Genomic DNA, 19,570 nt, shown 5'->3' on the forward strand with positions numbered 1-19,570 from the left:
GCGTGGGCGATGCTAATTGGCAACCTCGGCATACATTCGCACCGCCCGCTCACGCAGCTCGGCCGCGTCCTTCCTCCTCGACGACACGACTCCTTCCTCTCCGGCAGATGATGAAGCCTCCCGGACGCTTCGCCGCCAACTCCGCGTGGGTGCTCTGCGCCGCGATCGCCCACAACCTGCTACGCGCCGCAGGAACTCTAGCCGGCGGCCCGCACACCCGTGCTCGCGGCGCCACCCTGCGCCGCAAACTCGTCAACATCCCCGCCCGGCTCGCGCGGCCGCAACGCCGCCCCGTCCTGCACTCGCCCGCCCGATGGCCCTGGGCCGATTCCTGGCTTGCCTTGTGGCACAACATTATCGGCCACACACCACCACAAGCCGTCGCCGCCTGACCACCCACCCCGAACGGGCCGAACCGACACCGAAGTGGAAAAGCTGGGCAGACCAGCGGCTACCCCCTACCCATACTCCGGTTGTCCGCACGCCACAGGCGCGCGGACAACCGACAACCTCACTCCACGGATCGAGGCTTAGGGTGCGGCCGGGCAATCCGCTGAGAAGATTTACTGCCCAACCCATCTGAAGCCTGTCGGAGTCGTGCCGGCCGGTTGCGCCTGCTTGATGGTCAGGCATACGCAGCGCTATGAGCTGTGATGTCCCGAGCGCGCAAGCCTATGTTCGAGGTCGGTGAGGTACAGCTCCAGATTGGAAGAAATCTTGCCCAGCACCTTTGGGGCGTAAGCAGCAATTTCCTCGAACGACGACTCAGCCGAGACTGGCCTGCCATGGTACTGCCGAAGATACCGCGCAATGTCCTCGCGTTCCTCCTGCGGCAGGCCATGAAACGGGTCGCGCGAGTGGTAGTCGTGCAGATTTGACAGGTGGATGAAGCTGCAACCGAAGCGGTACACGAGTTGAGTCCACCCATCATGAAGGTTCTGTGCAAGTTCGACCATGTCCCGGTCTGTCACCCTTCTCGACCTGCCATTGCTCGTGGGCAGCGTCCATATCTCGCCAGAGACGGATTGTCGTAGAAGCTGCGCCCGTAGCCGGGGATCGTGTTGTTTCAGAAGGAAGATGACTCGGACCATGGAGTCCAGCTCCTGGCGCAAGATCCCGACAGCGATGGACAACCATGTCCGTTGAGCCGCAACGGACATGGCTTCCTCGTGCTCCTGCGACCGTGCGCGCACCTGTCGGCAAAACCAAGCCACATCGTCGGCAGACGCTTCCTCGCCCATGTAGTGACGATAACGTTCAGCCCATGATTAGCGGAACGCGAATCCCGGGGCCCAGTCATCAGCACAAGCGGTTTCATTTCGGCCAACATCCAGGACGGAGCCGCCCAGGCAGCCGACATCGGCGCTAGGTCGACAAACGTCGTGGTGGACCAGCACACCAAGGTTGTCGTAGAACCACGCGAGGTCTCGGACCATTGCGCTTGGCGGATAGCGGCGCCTGGTCAGCTCCCGTCGTAAGCAACCTGCACTCGTATGGTGCCCTTGGCCGTGTGCAGGAAGGCGTCGCCCTGTCCGGCCAGAGCTTCGGCGCCGGTCTCGTCCAGAATGATGCGGCTGTCGGTCGCGGTCTTGACCCGCAGGGCGAGTTGGGCGGGGAAGTTGGAGCGGATGGTGGTCGAGATAACGTCCGCGCTGGGGCGCTGCGTGGCTGCGATGACGTGGATGCCCGCAGCGCGGGCCTTCTGCGTGAGGCGCTTGAGTAGCGCTTCGATTTGCTTTTTCTCCTCGGGATCGCTTGTGAGGTCGGCGTACTCGTCGAGGACGATGACGATCCAGGGCTTTCGGTCTGCTTTGTCTACCTTGGCGTTGTACTCGACGAGCTTGCGTGTGCGGATTGCCTTCATCTCCCTATAGCGCACAGCCATCTCTTCGACGGTTTCCTTGAGAATCTCGATGGCGTCGGCGGCATCCATGCCGATCATGCCATCGAGGTGAGGGTCGTCCTCGAAGTCGATGAGCTCGGTGCCCTTGGGATCGACGAGGCGAAGTCGCAGGGTGTTCTTGTCGTACCGGACCAAGCCCTTAAGGATCGTGTCTAAGGCGACGGACTTTCCTGATCCAGTCGTGCCAGCCACCAGCAAGTGCGGTGAGTCCGCAGAGGACAGGTCGATGGTGACCGGGTTGCCTTCGATGTCGGTGCCCAGCGGGACGACGAGGCTCTCGGGATCGGTCGGGCACCGCTGCCACAGTGCCTTGGCGTCGACCCCGTACTTCTCGTCGTCGATCTTGGGGATCTCGAAGAGCACGGAGCCGCGGTCGCTGCGGGTGCGGATGCTGAACCCGGATGGCAGTGCCAGAGCGAGGAAGATCTCGTCGCGTCGATTGGTCAGCTTGTCCACGGTGACCCCCGGATTGGGAATGAACCGGAAGATGTAGAAGCCGGGTCCTTCCTGCCACTTGCCGACCTTCGGAGCGGCGACCCCGACCTTGTGGCGGGCGAAGACGTCGACGACCTTGTTGTATCTAAGCCTCATCTCCTCCTCTGGGAGCCCACCGCGGCGAGTCTTCAGAGAGACAGGGTCTACCTCTGCTTTAGGAGGATGCTCAACTACCGCTCGCGGCGCAGTTGTGGGCGCTGTCGCTCCGAAATCCGCGACAGGTGCAGTCGGCACTTCCGCTGTGGACAGTTCGGCGGATATGCCTCTTGAGGAGGTCTTGGCGACAGTATCAGGAACCTCCACGGTCCCCCTGAGGTTCCTGCCAACAACAAGGGGGTCGGCATTGGTGGGGTCATGGTTGGCGCGCAGAGCGCCGATGAGGTTCAGCAACTCGTGCTTGTTCAGCCTCACCAAAGTGTGCTTACCGAGGCTTCCGACTGCCGGGGCTGGCTGATGGTCCTCGGCGGAGATGGCCACGGCGACGCCGGTGACTTGACCAAGTAGGACATCCTCGGAGCGCAGGGCGTCAAGGACCTTTGCCTCGACTTGACGGCTGTCGTCGTTGCCGATAACGGTACGGGCTGGAAGATCCGCGGCCTGTACGGTGCTTCCACTGGTCTGGGTGATCGCGGCGGCGAGCTCGTCCAGCCAGAAGGGACGGTCATCGCGGGCCTCGCCGTCCGAGCGGAAGGCATCCGCACACAGGTCGGTGGTACGATTGAGCTGTTCCTCGGCCGATCCGACGTCGAAGGTCTGGCGGAACTTGGACTCGGCGACCAGGATATCCAGTTGGACCGTGCCGTCGTCCTGGACGGTCAGCACGAACCGGCCTAGATCGGCACGGGTTTTATGCCCGCGGCCGAACCAGCGGTGGTGCTCATCGAAGCTGATCCAGGTGACCAGGCCCATTCGCTGCCGAGGGACTGGAAACTGCTGGTCGATGACAAACCGTGTGGCGACCAAGCCGACGACTTCGTTGACTGTGGTGCCGATACCGAGAGAGCGCAGCACGGCGCCAGGAGCCACATTGCGACCGACCTCGTAGATGCGCTTGGCGGTGCCTTCGGAATCCTGCGGGGTGACGACCCCGATCTGCTCCAGTCGGCGCCGCAGTCGCTGGACAACGAACTGCTGACCGGTCTGCGAGCTGACAATAAGGGTGTAGGACTCGTTCTTGCCGACACTGGGCTTGACGAGGATCACGTCAGGGCGGTTACGCAGGGCATCGATCTGCTCACGGCCGATGAAGCTGTCGAGGGTGACGACCCAGTGGGCTACGCTGTGCAGGGTGGCGAACAAGTCCTGGTGCTGGTCGAACTGCACCTGCATCTCGAAGTAGTCGATTCCGTCAACGCTTTCCCGGGAGACCGGGGAACGGCGGTCGTAGCGCACGCACAAGGTGGACCAGGACTCGAGAGTCTCGTCAGCGGTTTCGGGCAGCAGTGCTCTTACGACGTTCTCGCTGGTCTGCGCCAGGTTGTGTGAGGCTGGGTGTTTCCATGAGTTGAATGCGCCGGACAGGGATTCCTTCTTGGTGCTCTCCTTGATAGTGGTCTGGGTGCCGAACAGCGCCGGAGCCAGAGCGAGGTCGATGGTGTTCTCCAGCTCTGACAGGTCTGCTTCCTGGTCGGGCTCCCATGCCTGCAGGATGAGTTGGACGTCGGGCAGGAAGCTGTCCTCGGACATCTCCGCGCTGGAGAACTGTAGGTCGAAACCCTGAATGATCTCGTGATGGGTGGCTTGGGGAGCCAGCACGACCAGATCAACCTTCAGGCGAGGGTTCTTGACCCGCATCTGCATTGCCACGCGCATGGGCAGGACAGGGTCGCCGTTGCGGTCCAGAAGCAGTACGCGTAGACCGTCGAGCTTGTGGGGGTAGGTCGTTAGGTAGTCGGTGATGACGCGGATCATCTCGTCGATCGCAGTCTCGTCCACGCTGGAGAGCCAGTCCTTGGACTCGTTGCCGCCGTAGCGGACCGGCGCGTATTCCTCGTGCCCGGCCGATTCCCGCATCGGAATGGCGATCGTGCCGCCGGGCCCTACGAGGACCGCTGGTGTCCCATGTGGGGAGATACGGTCGATGGCGTCGAAGAAGAGGTCCTCGTTTTCCTGGTTGAGGCTGAGACCTCCCTCCGTGTTCAGAGCGGTCTCGATGCTGCCGGCGGTCTCGGCGTAGTTCTTTGCCAGCCAGCGCAGCTTCAGCGGGTGGGTGGCCAGCATCATCATGCGGTGATCGGCCAGTCCGACGACATCGGTCAGGACGACTGCCTCGAGGTCTGCGTTCGGAGCGTTGTTGGGAACCAAGGTGGTGCGAGCTTCGCGGAGTATGCGTTCCCACTCGCGTACGTAATCGTTGATTTTCCCCGCGTCAAGCCCGTCGGAGAACCGATCGAAGTGCTCGAGCTTGAGGCGCTCCAGCTGGCCGGCGAAATGTGTTGCGGGGACAGGCACACGTTCGAATACCTGCCACAGGCGGGGGTCATTGAACTTCGAGAGGAAGGTGTCGAAGGTCAGATTGCTGCCATGGCCAGGTGGGTATCGCCAGCTGTGGATGAGGGCCGCCAGGGCGATCTGCCCGGGGATGCCCAGGGGGTCCCAGCGGAAACGTCGCTGGGCGACGCCATCCATCTCGACCAGGATGCGCAGCGGCGCCCACTCGGTGTTTGGGTCGAATGGCTCGTCCTCCGCGGGCAGGGGCGGCTTGGCCAAGTCCAGCAGGCAGTCCTTGACCTCCAGGGTCAGGCGAAGTCCGGTAGAGTCCTGGACATCACGCAGGGTGCGTGCGTACAGGAATGCGAAAAGCCAGCGGCTCCACCGCCCTGCTTCCTGGTTTCCTTCAATCCCGACGACAACGGAGCCCTCTTCTTCGTCGGCGAAGTAGGTCAGCTCGCGCAGCAGGGCCCGCAGGGGGTCCTGGACGAACTGAGAGTCCGGGAAGGCAAGCTTCTCGACTTTCCGACGCGACCGCTTGGACAGCAGGTCGGCCAGAGGTTCGGCCCCACTGGCGGGAGCCTCGTCAAGGAAGCGCTGTGCGGATTCCTGGTCTCCGTGGTCGAGTGCGTCTTCGATCAGCATGGCGTCGAACTCGTCGATCCGCTCCGCGCTGATCCTCTCGATCTCCTGCCGGAGCTGCTGACCCAGGCCGATCTTCTTGGATTTCTGCTCAAAGACTTCGAGCCAGAGTGTCAGGTCCTGCTCGCAGCGCAGCTGACGAGAATCCTGTGGGGTAGAACCACTGCGATTGAGGTCGAGTACGAGGGTGCGCATGCGTGCTTTGGCAGTCTCGGAGTCCGTACCGATGTATTCCAGGGACTCCTCGCTGAACTCGGTCGTGGCGATGCGGTCAATCAAGTCGTCTTCGGTGATCTCCTTGCCGGTGGGCAGTTTGAAGGCACTGACCGAGACGTTCTTCTTGATCCGGGCGGGCAGCGCGGCGGGCTTGATGAAGAGTCCTCGGTCCGGGAAGAGGTCAAGAGCGGGCAGAGCTGCGGAGATCTCGGGGTAGATCGCGTCAGGGGTGTGGATCTCAGTTGCTGCGACCTTTTTCGAGGTCTCGACCAGGAAAGCTGCCCAGCGGTGCAAGGACCGGGGCTCCTCATCGGTAATGGCACGCCAGATCTCCGGCAGAGAGGTGACCATGGGGGCTGGAACAGTGCCGATGCCACCCGCCTCCCGCCATGCTTCCGCCATCAACCTGTCGAACCCGCGCTCGCCGGCGGAGTCGTGGTAGTCGCCCAGTATTGCAGCATCGTCAAGGGCGTTCATGGCCGCCAGACCCTGTGCGTCTGGCGATTCCCCCCACTCGAAAAGCAACACCGCCGTGCCCTGTCCTGAGTTTCGCCATTTGGTCAGCTGGTCCTGCGGATCCAGCAGGTATTCGACAGGCACGCCCTCGATCGGTCCTGAAGTGCCGACTTTGACGACAACCTCGAGGTCCGGCGACTCCAACAGACGCTGGGCGATGCGACGGAGAGCCTCGGTCACGGTCGACCGATCGAACCCGCTGACTCGCAGGACAGCACGGGCTCCGCTGATTTCAGTGACCTTGCGGAGTGCTTCGTCCGCGACGAACCGGCCAAGTGCTCGGACACTGCTGTCGGTCACCGGGGTTCCCCTCGAACCATACTGGTTGCATCTGAATACTGCGTGAGCAAACCGATAGCGGCCAGTTTCTCCCGGAACGCTTTGCCGTTGTGGTCTAGGAATGATTGGTCGACCTCGTAGGCCAACGGGCTCGTGGCCGCGACCTTGTTCTCCACCACGAGCCCGTATTTTTCGTACAGCAGTGTGCAGAACTGATCGAACTCCATCTCCGTGCCCTGTGGGACGGTGGCAGATACCAGGCCCTCGAGCATTGGGGGCTTCATGGTGAAGTGTCGGCGCCCGACTGTCGCATTCAGGGCTCCCACAGCGGCGAGTGTCTCGCTGAAGAACGCTCGGGGCGAGGCGATCGCCTTGCCGGCATCCCTGGTGAATCTCTCATATCGGCGCTTCTTGGCCTCGTCGCCTTCAATTTCGCTGATCATCTCCCGAGCCTGGACATTGATCGCGTTGACGATGTCATTGCGGCAGCCAGTAAGGTTTTTCTGCGACTCTCTGCGCAGCGGGGTTGCCTCGTTGCCGAAGTCCAACAGGATCGACTCGCGATCGGTAACACCGAGCTTCGTACGTGCCAGGTGCAGCTGATGGCGTGCCAAGCAGTAGGGTACCCAGTGCATGAGGCTCTCGGTGCGCTTGGCCCTAGGTACCGTCGTAATCCGGGCGACGACGTTGCAGGTCCCCTCCCGCAGTAGATCGGGCCACGGGCTGAGATCTTCGTGCAGCTCGATTCCTGCGTCTGAGCCCTCCACGGGCGCTTCGTCGTAGTCGAAGTCGTGCGCACTCAGGGCCTTGGCAAGGTTGCCGAGCGCGGTGCAGCTGTCCTGCACGAGGTCGGTCAAACCCTGTCGGGTCACCTCCTTGCGGTCAGGATCAGGGTCGCGGCGTAGGACTTTGTAGGCCCAGCCCCCACCATCGCGGAAGAGGTAGCGCTCGATACTTGGAGCATTGATGCCAACAGCGACCTTGCTGGCCTGCGCGCGCTTTTTGGCGCTCTTCCTGAGAGAAACATCGCTTTGCTTGATTCGTCGCTCGACTGCGTCGTAATGGATGAGCTCACCGACGAACGGGTAGATGTGCGCACCGAACCAACTGGGCTGGGTACGACGCCCAGGAATCTCGACCAAGAGGGACGAGAACAGGGCGTGGAGCGTTTCCAACGTCTCGGAAGTATCCAATTCGACGGCCTTGCCGAGTTCCTCGTCGCCCTCGACGATGCGAGTCTTGGTCGCAATCCGCCGGGCCAGGTCGTGCGAGGTCCGCTTGTAGGGTGTCTCGGCCCCATCGTCCAGGAGCTCTGCGAACCTTACCGGATCTTCCTGATGTGCCAGGTAGACGCCGCGGGCGATCGCGAGCATCTCGAGTGTTACGTAGAATCCGCGGCCCTGCTGTTCGAGATTCACTCCGAACAGGCGAGAAACGACCTCGGCCTTGGAACGATCAGCCATCACGCACGCACCGATCTGATCTTGTCGCCGACGTCGATCATGAGCTTTCTCATGACGTTGCCCACCAGAACCTGGATCTCGTCGTCCTTGTTCGACGAGTCAGCCAGCTCTGCCAGTGATCCACTCAGGCCGCGGATCTCTGCTTCATGCTGGACCTCGCTACGCAGGCCCGCGGCCCAACGTGTCAGCAACTCGAAGCGCAGAAGGTCCGCTTCCACCGAGACTGCGCCATCGTCAGGGTCGACGGCCGGGATACGGATGTAGATTGCCCGATTAAGCCACTCGACGGCGTCCTGCATCTCGGGGGTGACACCCGTCCCCACTTCCTCCTGCCACTGGGTGACCTGGTCGACCACCTCGACGCCTTTGCTTGGCACTCGCCGAGAGATCACAGCCGCACGGGCGCGGTGGGTGAAGAAGGCCGGGTCAAGTATGAAGAAGTCAGGGTTGCTTCCCGCTCGGTGGATGCCCTGGACGGCTTCCAGGCCCTTGAGGAAGCGGTCTCGCACCCTGGTGTCCGCCAGGTCCCGGTTCTTGTCCTGAACACTGACGAAGTCGTCGCCAGCCTGCAGCCCCATGCGGGCGAACCGGTCCTTATCGTCGTCGCTGTTGAAGAAGTCAGCTCGTCGCAGGAATGTGTACAAGCCCCGTAATTGTTCGGCCTGCTTCTGAACGTCCCGACTCCTACGGACCTTCTGCAGGTAGCTGCTCGCGTCCACGGGAGGGAAGTCGCTGGCCGTGTCCGGGTCCAGTCGGTCATCGACCTGGCGACGAGAGACTTTGCCCGGGTCCAGCTTCCGTATCGCAAAGAAAGCGGGAACCGAATGACGCTGTTGCTGTGTAAGCCGGTCACCGAAGAGAGCCTGGTGGTACAAGTGGGGAGCTTGCCACAACTTGTTTGAGTGCGACCGCCGGTACCTGGCATGGACGTCCTCGCAGGACAGGCCGCCCGTAAGCATGTAGCTGGTCACCGACAGCGCCTGTCGGGTGGTGATTACGGCACCCGTGCGCTCGGCCGCGGCGAACACGTCCCGAATCGCTGCACGGCGCTGAGGACCGCGGGTGGGATCGTTTAGTTCGTTACGGTTGGCCAGGATCGGGCAGACTTTCTCTGCATCGCAGGTCTCGCAGGACTTCCACCGTGACCATTGCGTTGTCGTCCACTGCTTCAGGACCCAAGGGATGAGTCCGCCGTTGGGGCTGTCGGCCGCTACGGACTGGTAGTTGAGGTTGATGACAGTGACCGTGCCATTGGGGTCGCTGACTTGCCCGCGGTCGATGCCCTCCGCGAGAGTTGTTACCAGAATCTTGGCGCGCCCAGTGCCGCCTTTGGCGAGATTGTCGTCTTCAGCGACGCATTTGCGTAGCTGGCCCTCGTTTGCGCAGATGATCGCGACGCCCGCGTCCGGAGGATCAAGCAGTTCCACGAGCTTTTGAGCGCCCGTCGGCACACTGAGCTCGCTGAGATCTCTGATGATGTACAGCGGGCGTCCGTTCCGGGTCTGGCCGATAGGGCGGCTGGCGTTGCCGGCCTCGGACAGCTCGCGGAAAACCGCCTTCCGGACATCTGGGGTGACCGCCTCGGCATCGGTCCGCAGGTCGGTGAGAAGGCTGGCGCACAGGCTCGTCTTGCCATGCCCGGCGTCCCCGGTCAGGACGATGGTTTTCGCAGTCGGCCGCTCGATGACCTTCAGCAGATAGTCGAGCGTTACGACACGGAACAGTGGCTGCGTCCGGTCTGTCTGCAGCTCGTAGATCATCTCAGAGGTGTCGACGTCGAACGGCTGGTAACGACGTATGCGTTGGACGTGTTTGTTGACCTCTAGCGGCATGCTGCTGTCCTTCGTCGACCGAACCGGGAGCGCTGCGAAATTCTAGCTGTCAACGCACATGACGGAAGATCAAATTCGCTGTCAGAGAGCTGAACTGAGTGTCGCCGAGCAGCGGTGTGCCATGACCGACATGGTTCTGGCGTCTCGATGATGTAGCAACACCAGAGCAGCTGCAACGATCGCGCTGATCCTCCACGGGCGCACACTCATATGCCGAATGAATACTTCGGTTCGATTCGACCTTTGGCGGATGATGCCGATTCGTGCGCCCAAATAAATGCTCGCAGTGGAAATTACATACCGACCAGTGCCCTTGTCTGGACAAAGTTCGGGGATAGCGCTGTGACCTGGGCCGTTGAAAGTCGAGTTGAATAGTCGCCCGCTGTGCGGTCATACTGTCGGACTCGGCATGGCCGGGTGGCTGCGGGGTGGTCTGTGCAGTCTTGTTCAGTTTGTTTTCCTCTGGAGAGGTGCTGTCCATGACGAGCCAGCTGCGGGATCTGGCAGGTATGCTGCAAGGTAAGGCCGAGGAGTGGGCGAAAGAGCTTATTCAGCTCGACAGCCGTAACAGTCTGTTGAATTTCAGGATCACGAAGACAGCGACGCTGGATCTCACGTCGAGTCCGGAAAGAGCTGTGGGACGGTTGCTCTCGGGTGAGGCGGTGAGGTTGGGGGAGTTGTTCGGCGACGAGCAGGGGTACCGAGAGGCATGTACCCGCACCCGCAACCTGGTGCGCATGATCCGGAGTTTCAGTGAAGAGCAGGGCGTCGATGTCGGACGCTTGGTTTTTGGTCGCGTGTCCAGCGATGGGGGCAAGCGTGGAGGTGCGCGGGCACCGATTGCGTTGCGCGCGCCGCTGCTGCTGTATCAGATCGCGATTCAAGCCCGAACCGCCTCGGAGAATGATTTTTCGTTGCAGGTCACCGCTGAGCCAGAGCTGAACCCGGTTCTTCGGCACTGTTTGGAGCGCGAATACGGTGTGCGGGTCGACAGTTCGGTACTCGACGAACTGACGACTGGTGGTGACCTCGAATCCGGCCCGCATGGGTTGGCCGAGCGTGTATTTCGTGTGATCGCCGACGCCGCTGGTGAGCAGGGAGTCTCCCTCGATCTGGCGGCCATGGTTGCGGTCGGCATCTGCAACTACGCGAAACTACCTATGGTGGACGACCTGATGTCCGCGGCACCCTTGCTCGCCGAACACGACCTGATCGTGGCGCTGGCCAGTGGTGGGCTCAGTGGTGTGGATGCGGGTGCAGGGGGTCGCTATACGCCTGCCGCGCCTGACACTGTTCGGCCGCAAGATGACTATTTGGTGTTGGATGCGGATTCGTCTCAGTACCGTGCGGTAGCAACGGCTCTGGCCGATCGCCATGTGGTGATCGATGGGCCGCCAGGGACCGGGAAGAGTCAGACTATCGCCAACTTGATCGCGGCGGGGGCTGCGGCCGGTTCGAAGATCTTGTTCGTGGCGGAGAAGCGGGCCGCGATCGAAGCGGTGACCAATCGGCTCACCGAGATCGGCTTGGGTGGTTTGGTGCTGGATCTGCACCAGTCCAAAGTCACTGGTCGTGCGGTGGCGGCGCAGTTGGCCGAAAGCTTCGAGCAGTTGGTTCGCGTTCCGGTTGCCGCAGGCGTGGAGCTGGATCGGGAGTTGGAGCACAGTCGTGGGAAGTTGAACGACTTTGTGCAGGCTGTGCACACGTGCCGTGCACCGTGGCAGCTGAGCCCGTATCAGGTGCGGGAGGCGCTGGTGCGGTCACGCGGCGGCATCGAGACGGCCATCCGGTTTGGCAACTTGGCGCATTTCACCCCGGAGGTGCGTCTGGCCGTCGAAGAGGATCTTCGGCATTTCGTGGCCAACGGTGGCTTGCGACTGATCCGTCGAGAGACACCTTGGTGGAAGGCGCGTGTGGCGACGGTCGAGGACGCACGCCAGGTGCTGGCGCAGCTGGAGGAGGTTACCACTCGCACGCTGAGTCGCAGCCAGACGAGCATGCGGGAACTGGTCTCGCAGGTGGGATTGCCCGAGCCGCGCGATTTCCAGGGATGGGACCGCACTCTGAACCTGCTGAGCGCTATGTCGGACAGTGCGGCGACATTGGGCGGCGATATCTTCGCGCGCCCGCTGATCGAGTATCAGATAGCGACGACATCGTGGCGTGGGCGCCGCAGTAGAGAACCGAAACTGGGGTGGCGGCGCCGATCAGCATTGCTGAAGGAGCTGCGGCTCAACCGTGCCGGTATCACCGACAAGTCCGCTCTGCGGGTCGAGGTCACCAAGGTCATTGACCAGCTCGAACAATGGCGGCGGATGTCCGGCGCCGGCACCGGACCAGCAGATATAGGTGACTTCCGGGCGGTCGGCCATCAGTACGGGCGTTTGAGAGACCAGCTGGCTGCAATCGCGATGTGCGCGAATGTGGCATTGGACCAACAGCCACTCGACGAGATCGAACGAGAACTTCAGGTGCTGGCTGGAGACCGCGTGATGGTTCCGTTCCTGCCCGATCTCACCGCGCAGTGGGCGCGACTCCGGAACGCTGGGCTGGAGGCCCTTCTGAACGAAATCGCCACTCGCGCTGTCGATCCCGAACAGTCGGTGGCGTTGTTCCGGCATGCGCTGATGCACTCGCTCGATGAAGAGTTCATCCTCACCTCCCAGCCGTTGCGCGAGTTCCGAGCCGACTCACACAACCGACTGGTGCAGCAGTTCCAACAGACCGATCAGGACCATCGCGACCTTGCGGTGCGTCGAATACTGCGCCACGTCGCACGCGCCGCCCAGCAGGTGAGTATCGACCACCCCACCGAGCACGCGCTGTTGCGCAGCGAGGCCAAGAAGAAGAGGAGCCACCGCAAACTCCGCAAACTGGTTTCCGACGCGCCGAATGTCATGCTGGCGGTGCGGCCGTGCTGGGCGATGTCGCCGCTGGTGGTCAGCCAAGCGCTGCCCCCGAAACAGCTTTTCGATCTGGTCATTTTCGATGAAGCGAGCCAGGTGCAGCCCCACGACGCGATCACCTCGATCATGCGCGGCCGACGCCTCGTGGTCGCTGGCGATGACAAACAGCTGCCGCCGACGACCTTCTTCGACCGCTCCGACACCGATGACGGTGAGCCTGAGGACGGCGAGAATGTCGAACTGCGCGACTACGAGTCGATCCTCACCACACTCCAGCCGTTGATCGCCAACCGTTGCCGCCTGCAATGGCACTACCGCAGCCAGGACGAACGGCTGATCCAGTTCTCCAACGAAGAAATCTACAACCGCGAACTGGTCACCTTCCCCGGAGCCCACACCGACCCACCAGTGCGACTCGACGTTGTCGACGGTCGAGTGCCACCTGGTGAACGCGGATCCGCTGACGCGGAGATAGACCGAGTTATCGAGCTGGTCCTCGAACATGCCGCGGACCGGCCACATGAGAGTCTCGGTGTCATCACTCTCGGGGTCACCCATCAGAAGAAACTCGACATGGCGTTGCGGCGGGCACGTGAGCGCAGGCCGGAACTGGACGAGTTCTTCGCCGAGGACCGCGGCCCCACCCAACGCTTCTTCATCAAGAACATCGAAACCGTCCAGGGCGACGAACGCGACGCGATCATCCTCAGTGTCGGGGTCGCCAAGAACGCCACCGGTGGTGTCCACAGGCAGGGCTTCTCCGTGCTGAACCAGGAAGGAACCGAACGACGCGTCAACGTCGCGGTCACCCGCGCCAAACGGCGTATGACCGTTGTCTGCTCGTTCCCACCTGGCGCTCTGCAACCCGATGGCCGGACGACCGGCACCGAAATGCTGCGCCGCTATCTGGAAGCTGCAAGCCACCATGGTCGCACTGATCCAGTGGGCCGCACGAGCGCCACCGACCTCAACGGCTTCGAACAGGCGATCCTCGACGGGCTGACCGGACACGGCGTCCTGGTGATCCCGCAGTGGGGAGTCTCGGGCTACCGCATCGACTTCGCACTCGCTCACCCCGACGAGCCGGGCCGCATGGTCCTGGCTGTGGAAGCCGACGGCGACAGCTACCACCGCACCGCCAGCGCTAGGGACCGCGACCGGCTGCGCCAACAGCACCTCGAACGACTCGGCTGGCGATTCCACCGCGTCTGGGCATCGGCCTGGTTCGCCGACCCAGAACAAGAACTGCGCCGCATCATCGAAGCCTGGGAACACGCCGTAAAACTTTGTGACGCCGAACCCGCGCCCGAAACCATCGGGCCGCAGCGCTCTGTTCCTGAATTCCCGACACACGCCCGCCCGACCCTGCGGCGACCCGACGTTCACCCAGGACTCCAGATCGACAGCTATTCCCACCAGCAGGTCGTCGAAATGTTCCTGTGGCGCATGTCGGATGGACTGTTACTCGACGGTGAGGAACGGACACGGCAGATCCGCACCGATCTGGGATTCAAACGCCGCGGCCGCAAGATCGACGCCCGTTTGAGCAGCGCGCTGGACGAGGCTCAGCGCATACGAGACAAGGAAGAATCGTAAATGGCCACTCTTGACCCCAAGACCGTGGAACGACTGGCGCGGATCATCATCGACCTTGACGGCCCGTACGCACGAACCGGCCGCCAACTCGAATCGCTACTTGCACAAGCCGGTTGGCAGAATCCCCCTGAATACGACGGAACGCCCCGGATCCCTTGGCTCATTGAGCAACTCGATGAACGCGAGGATCCCGATCGTGATCTCGAACGTCTGTTGTGCCGGGTCTGCGACCCCCTCGAATATGATGAAGGGCACACGGCAGCAGAGATATTCCGCGACGCCGTCAATGCCGTCCTCGCCGGCGAAGGGCTCATCATCCTCGACACCGGCGGCCGACCCGTGATTGCTGAGCTCGGCGGCAACGGAACCGGAGCCTTCAACGCCGAACCCCACGACCTGGATACCCGCATACGTCGGCTCATCGGCGACCAGCACACTGCGGAAACGCTCATCAAACGAGCCGGCGAAGCCCGAATCTGCCAACGTAACGGCGCATACACCATGGCTGTCATCGCGATCGGCAGCTTCGTCGAAGGCCTGCTCCTGACAATGCTCACTGAACGCGACGACCGCTGCCGCAACAACAAATTCGTCGACAGCAAGGGGAAGTTCGCGACCAACCCACACCCCAACCTCGCCTCACTGATCGACACCGCCCACGCCTGCGGATGGATACAACTCGACGCCAAGACCTTCATGCACACTGTCCGCAACTTCCGCAACTACATCCACCCCGGCAAAGAACTCGCCGACAACCCCGACTTCGACAACGACAGCGTCGGACTCTGCTGGGCGCCCCTACAAGCAATGCTCAACGACCTCGAACAAAAATTCCAGGTGGAGGAGGTAGTCTGAGCGCCCCGAGACAGAGCTGAAGATCGCGGAGGCGAGGGTGTTGACGCTGTCGAGTTCGGCGGCACCGGCATCGGCGTCCTCGCTGTCCTGCCTGAACTGTCGGAAGCTGTGCCGACGCTCGCGTCTAGCGAGAAGCTGGACCGCGCGCTCCCGGGAGGCCGTCTCGGCGATGCGGTCGAGCGTTGCAGGTGAGCCACGGCTGCCCGTCGGCGTTCCGGGTCTACGAGTTTCCTTCGCGGTATCGTTCAAAGCCGCCTTTTTCAGCTCCGCCTCAGCCAGTAGTCATTTCAAGGTGGCATTTCATGGCCCAGAAGGGGAATGGCTCGGAACACGGTTGGCCAGTTGCGGGACCGCCGAGCACCTACGATCTGCTTGTCCAAATAGACCTGTTTCCGTAGTCCTGGACAAGCAGCGATATCTGTTCGAGGTGGTGATCGATGAACGTGTCCAGTGGGAACACGCCGCCCCATTCGCCGATGTCTTCAGTGGTGAGGCTGCTTGGGAAATGAATCGACGCTTCATGCACCGCATCGGCGGGCGAGGTTGGGTCCATAGCGAATTCGTGGGTGAGGTAGTGGATTCCCCAGAAGCGAAGCAACTGGAGGTCTAGCGGGTGCGTCTCGCCTCTCTGTATGTGCCAGGAGATCGGATCTCGATATACGATCCGGGTGAGTGCGCCGAGATGCGGTACCTGTATGCCGTTCCATCGCAGTTCTCCGCGGAGGAAGTATGTGGCGGCATGCCCGTCACGGGCTTTCGCTACGCCGAGGACGAGAGGGCTGTACTTCTTCAACTGGTCAGGCAGCCCGTAAACGAGGGTGGTGATTATGTCGCAGGGGTTGTAGATATGCAGATGGACGTCGTATTCCTCGGCCTTTTGCGCCAGCCAGTCGAGCCAGTTGCCGACGAGTTCAGTCCAGTCGTCGTTCTGGGACAGGCATGTCATCACTGCCTTTCTAAATTCGCGCCATTGTCCGATGATTTTGTTGCTGGCGCTGCCTTTGTACTGAACCTTCGCCTCACCCTCGTGGCCGCGGAGAGCTCTGACGATGTCATCGTCGTCGTACAAGCCTGTGGCGAAAGCGCCAGTGGTGTGAATCTTGCTGATCGTCCAGTTCTCTTCGTTGGTGATCTGCGTGAATTTATCTGGCCCTGCGCTTTCCTTATCATCCGAACGTATGGTGGCGCACACATGTGTCAGTGCATCGTATTCGTCGGGATATACGTACTCGGCGCGTTCTTCATCGTCGAGGACTCCGTGACGACACAAATGCGCACGCGGCGACTCACCGTCGCGGTTATCGATGCGGCCGAAGGCCAAGTAGAGGGCGTGCGGATAGATGACGATGTCGGAAGTGCCGTCGTAGTCGAGATGGACACCAACGAGATCGATCGCGTGTGCGTCTGCTGCCGATCGCACGGTCCACTGCCAGCAGGCATCCCGTTTGGCTGAATCGTCGAACAGGAAGATGACATGCGCTGAGGTGAGCCTCTGTTCGACCGGCTCACTGAGCAGCTCGACCCTCCGCGCTGCTGTCGGGACGCCATCGTTATCCACGGTCAAGCTGTAGCCGCGTAGATCGTGGTCCCACTTTCGAGCAAGGTTGCTCAGGGGCGCCAGAAGTTCCCGCCACTGCGGCTCCAGCGCGACGGCCATCGTTCGAATCCGATGCTGCGGTAGCCCTTTCTCACGACGCAGCAGTTCGGCATACTTCGTAAGCTCTTGTGCTGTCTCGCGGGCTGACCTGTTCGCCCGTTTCAGCTCGATTACTACCCACATCTGGTGCTGGTCGCGAGCAAGAATATCGATCCGACCGCCAGTCCCGTTGGAGTTCGGCAGCCGGTACTCCTGATCGACAAGGCGCAGGCCACGTTCCAGGATGTCGAGTCGGTGCGCAAGGAACTCCCGGATGCGCGATTCATGAGGATCTGCTGGCACATCGGATCTCCTGCTTGTCGATTCGTGGCTCACAGTTCGCATCGATTCAGCTGGCTTCGATCCAACCGGTTTCATATTTCGTAAGCAGAGGCATAGTGGAGCCCACCTCGCTGGACTGCGCCACGTGTTGCGCGACCGCTCGCTGCCGCTGCAACCAGCCTCTGAAACCGGACCGTTGATGGACAGCAGCTTCTGCTTGCTCCCATTCACGACTATCCGGACACCACAGACCCTCGTACTGTTGGCTGCGTTGTGCGAGCTCGGCCGCCAACTCACTGAAAGAGATGCCGCCTGGGTTGTCTAGGCGATGCACCCTCCCAAGGGTCCTTGAACGATGCTCTTGCAGAACGAAGTTCAGCTCCAGACAGAAGTCACCATGGATGTTGTCGTCGGTCAGCACGGTGGCGCTGAACGCGAGGAACTCGTGGATTCTGTCCAGGGTGTCGTCATCGAGCTCGTAGGGTTCGGGGCGATGCGCGATGTGAAGCAGCACCAGGCGGGAGCACGTCATGGCATCGGCACGCTGCGGGATGCTGATATCGGCAGGTCGCAGGCGCCGCAGTGGGTGCACGCGAAGACGAATAATGTCATGCAAGCCACGAAGTTCTAGAGTTTCGCAGATCTTTCTGAGGTTGGTGTCCTCGCGGTCTCGATGCCAGTACCCGCCGTCGTATTCGATGACGAGCGGGTGTTCGCGAGCGCCCACCAGAAACATCAGGTCGGCTCGTAGTTCGTAGCGTCCGGCCACCCGATAGTGGCGAACGCCGTTGCCGAGCACAAAGTTCAGGATCGCGAAGATGTCACCTTCGATCACCGACTCACCAGGCGGACTGTCACCGGGTCTCAGAAATCGTCCCGCGCCATACCAACTCACCATACCGACGATAGCGACAACCACCGACATTCCCTGTCACCGCTCGTCATCCAGCATTGATAGTGTACGACAGGTTGTAGTTGTCGCCCATCGAAGCACAAGCGATGGCTGCGGTCTTCGGCGCCGACCGGCCAGCCGACCGGCCATGTTTGATCGGGTCCTCGAAGGCGAACGTCGGACATCTCGAAGCCGGCGCGGGCATCGTCGGACTCATCAAGGCAACAATGGCTATCAAGAAGGGCCACGTCGGCCAGCGGCGGCCGAAGCCCACGGGCGTACCCCCCCTCTGCGGCCAGTCGCGGTTCGGCTGCTCGGCTGTCGTCGGTGGCGCTTGTGCCAGTTGCATGGCCACTGGGTTCGCGCGCGTCGATCCGGGTCGGAGTCATGACAACGAACCCACCGTCTTCCCCAGCTGCAGATGCCGAGAAGGACTGGAATGTACCAGTTCGTCCAAGCAATCTGCTATTTCATCGAGGGTGACCGATACGAGCGGCAGATTGTCGGTTCGCAGGGGCTTGCCGAGTTGCTGCCGTTGACACCCGTTCCCTCGGAAGTGCTCACGAAAGGACTGCGGCAAGCGCTGAATCGCGAGCGTAGCAATGTCGGGCGCAGAGCATACGCCGACCGCGTTAAGGCCATCCTCAAGGAGCGTCGAACAGCTGGCGTCGCTCGGGGGCTCGCCGATGATCTGGCTGCGTTCACTACCGGTGGCATGCACGACGAGCTGGGCTGGAATGACATCGCCCTCCATGCCTGCCGAGTGCTGGCTACGCACGAGAAGGTTGTCTTCGTGTCCCGTAGCGACCTGGAATTCGGTGCCGCTCAGCTGGATTACGCGCGCGACGAGGGCTTCCGGCTGGTCCTTGTCCCCCACAACATCGCCGACCGGATCGGAAATCTCACCGACTTCGAGGGCGAACCTCTTTACGACCTCGACGGCTACCGCGATGCCTGGAACGACAGCTTCACCTTCATTTTCGTCGATCCGGCCCGCCTGACTCCAGATGAACGACAGGTCTACTCACTGACCGGCCCCCTACTCGCGGCGCTTGGCGTCGTACCCACACGCATCGGAGTCTCCGAGATCCTGATCTCGGAGACCATGCGCCTCAACAGCATCGGACACAAATTCTCGGCGTCTACGAACCAGCTACCAAACGCATCATCATCCGCCGCGACCAACTCACCGCACCCGCCGACTTCTGCGGCACCCTTCTGCACGAACTCACGCACACCGGCACCGGCACAACCGACGGCACACTCGCGTTCGAGAGCGCGCTCACCCAGCAGCTCGGCGCACTGGCAGTGGCGTTGCTGCGCAATACCCGTCGGTAGCCACTCGTCGCCATTCCCAGGACACGGTCGGCCGCCGAACGGTACAAGATAGCCGGTCTCGGTCCGCGCGCCACGGACGTCGGCACATGCTCGGCCGGATGGGTTTCCCCTCAACGGAAGGTATATACGGATTTGGGTTCGACGACTCGTCGCCGCCGAACCGGGACAGAGCGAGCCGGTCGTGTCGTTCGCTTGCGTGTTCAGAGCGAGCTGTAGCGCCCTCGATGCATCGTCATTCGGAAATGACCTGGATCCGTGTCCTCGAATCCGCACTGGCAGTGATGGTGGT

Annotated in this window: 10 protein-coding genes and 1 pseudogene; 5 read left to right on the plus strand and 6 right to left on the minus strand. The window is 61.9% G+C overall.

Annotation, left to right across the window (positions count from 1 at the left end; genetic code table 11):
• Window positions 1-95 precede the first annotated feature (95 nt).
• Window positions 96-392: pseudogene (locus ON21_RS06605) on the plus strand (IS1380 family transposase); the annotation flags it as partial.
• A 249-nt stretch (window positions 393-641) separates the two neighbouring features.
• Here ON21_RS06605 and ON21_RS06610 read toward each other — a convergent pair.
• The 4 genes from ON21_RS06610 to ON21_RS06625 all read right to left on the minus strand — a co-directional run bounded on the left by ON21_RS06610 (window position 642) and on the right by ON21_RS06625 (window position 9,776).
• A complete protein-coding gene (locus ON21_RS06610; protein ID WP_051020416.1) occupies window positions 642-1,241 on the minus strand; it encodes a hypothetical protein in 600 nt (199 codons plus the stop codon).
• Window positions 1,242-1,462: 221 nt separating this feature from the next.
• Window positions 1,463-6,502, minus strand: a complete 5,040-nt coding sequence (locus ON21_RS06615; RefSeq protein ID WP_039796472.1) for an FtsK/SpoIIIE domain-containing protein — start codon at window positions 6,500-6,502, stop codon at window positions 1,463-1,465.
• Complete coding sequence (locus tag ON21_RS06620; RefSeq protein WP_039796473.1) at window positions 6,499-7,944, minus strand: hypothetical protein; 1,446 nt, start codon at window positions 7,942-7,944, stop codon at window positions 6,499-6,501. Before ON21_RS06620 ends, ON21_RS06615 begins: the two co-directional genes overlap by 4 nt.
• On the minus strand, window positions 7,944-9,776 hold the full coding sequence (locus tag ON21_RS06625) for a hypothetical protein (RefSeq protein ID WP_039796474.1): 1,833 nt from the start codon (window positions 9,774-9,776) through the stop codon (window positions 7,944-7,946). Before ON21_RS06625 ends, ON21_RS06620 begins: the two co-directional genes overlap by 1 nt.
• Before the next feature lie 479 nt (window positions 9,777-10,255).
• On the opposite strand from ON21_RS06625, the gene ON21_RS06630 reads away from it, so the two are divergent.
• The gene (locus ON21_RS06630) at window positions 10,256-14,278 is read left to right on the plus strand and encodes a PDDEXK-like endonuclease domain-containing protein (protein WP_039796530.1); all 4,023 of its coding nucleotides are present in this window, start codon (window positions 10,256-10,258) and stop codon (window positions 14,276-14,278) included.
• Window positions 14,279-15,133, plus strand: coding sequence for a hypothetical protein (locus ON21_RS06635; RefSeq protein WP_039796475.1), 855 nt, complete (start codon window positions 14,279-14,281; stop codon window positions 15,131-15,133).
• A gap of 361 nt (window positions 15,134-15,494) precedes the next feature.
• On the opposite strand, the gene ON21_RS06640 is transcribed toward ON21_RS06635, so the two are convergent.
• Together ON21_RS06640 and ON21_RS06645 are read right to left on the minus strand one after the other, a co-directional pair.
• A complete protein-coding gene (locus ON21_RS06640; RefSeq protein ID WP_039796476.1) occupies window positions 15,495-17,072 on the minus strand; it encodes an endonuclease NucS domain-containing protein in 1,578 nt (525 codons plus the stop codon).
• A 46-nt stretch (window positions 17,073-17,118) separates the two neighbouring features.
• Entirely contained in the window at window positions 17,119-17,886 is a 768-nt protein-coding gene (locus ON21_RS06645) for a hypothetical protein (protein WP_039796477.1), read from the minus strand.
• A 140-nt stretch (window positions 17,887-18,026) separates the two neighbouring features.
• Between ON21_RS06645 and ON21_RS40915 the strand changes: the two genes are divergently transcribed.
• Together ON21_RS40915 and ON21_RS38220 are read left to right on the plus strand one after the other, a co-directional pair.
• Entirely contained in the window at window positions 18,027-18,482 is a 456-nt protein-coding gene (locus ON21_RS40915) for a hypothetical protein (protein WP_218004048.1), read from the plus strand.
• Window positions 18,383-19,333, plus strand: a complete 951-nt coding sequence (locus ON21_RS38220; RefSeq protein WP_157170741.1) for a hypothetical protein — start codon at window positions 18,383-18,385, stop codon at window positions 19,331-19,333. Before ON21_RS40915 ends, ON21_RS38220 begins: the two co-directional genes overlap by 100 nt.
• Window positions 19,334-19,570 lie beyond the last annotated feature (237 nt).

The organism is Nocardia araoensis NBRC 100135, from assembly GCF_000308435.1.
Taxonomy (GTDB): Bacteria; Actinomycetota; Actinomycetes; order Mycobacteriales; family Mycobacteriaceae; genus Nocardia; species Nocardia araoensis.

What these genes read in the sequence shown, in the direction of transcription:
- ON21_RS06610 (WP_051020416.1), bottom strand. Translation starts at nt 1,241, where the DNA reads ATGGGCGAGGAAGCGTCTGCCGACGATGTGGCTTGGTTTTGCCGACAG.
- ON21_RS06625 (WP_039796474.1), bottom strand. Translation starts at nt 9,776, where the DNA reads ATGCCGCTAGAGGTCAACAAACACGTCCAACGCATACGTCGTTACCAG.
- ON21_RS06620 (WP_039796473.1), bottom strand. Translation starts at nt 7,944, where the DNA reads ATGGCTGATCGTTCCAAGGCCGAGGTCGTTTCTCGCCTGTTCGGAGTG.
- ON21_RS38220 (WP_157170741.1), top strand. Translation starts at nt 18,383, where the DNA reads ATGTACCAGTTCGTCCAAGCAATCTGCTATTTCATCGAGGGTGACCGA.
- ON21_RS06635 (WP_039796475.1), top strand. Translation starts at nt 14,279, where the DNA reads ATGGCCACTCTTGACCCCAAGACCGTGGAACGACTGGCGCGGATCATC.
- ON21_RS06630 (WP_039796530.1), top strand. Translation starts at nt 10,256, where the DNA reads ATGACGAGCCAGCTGCGGGATCTGGCAGGTATGCTGCAAGGTAAGGCC.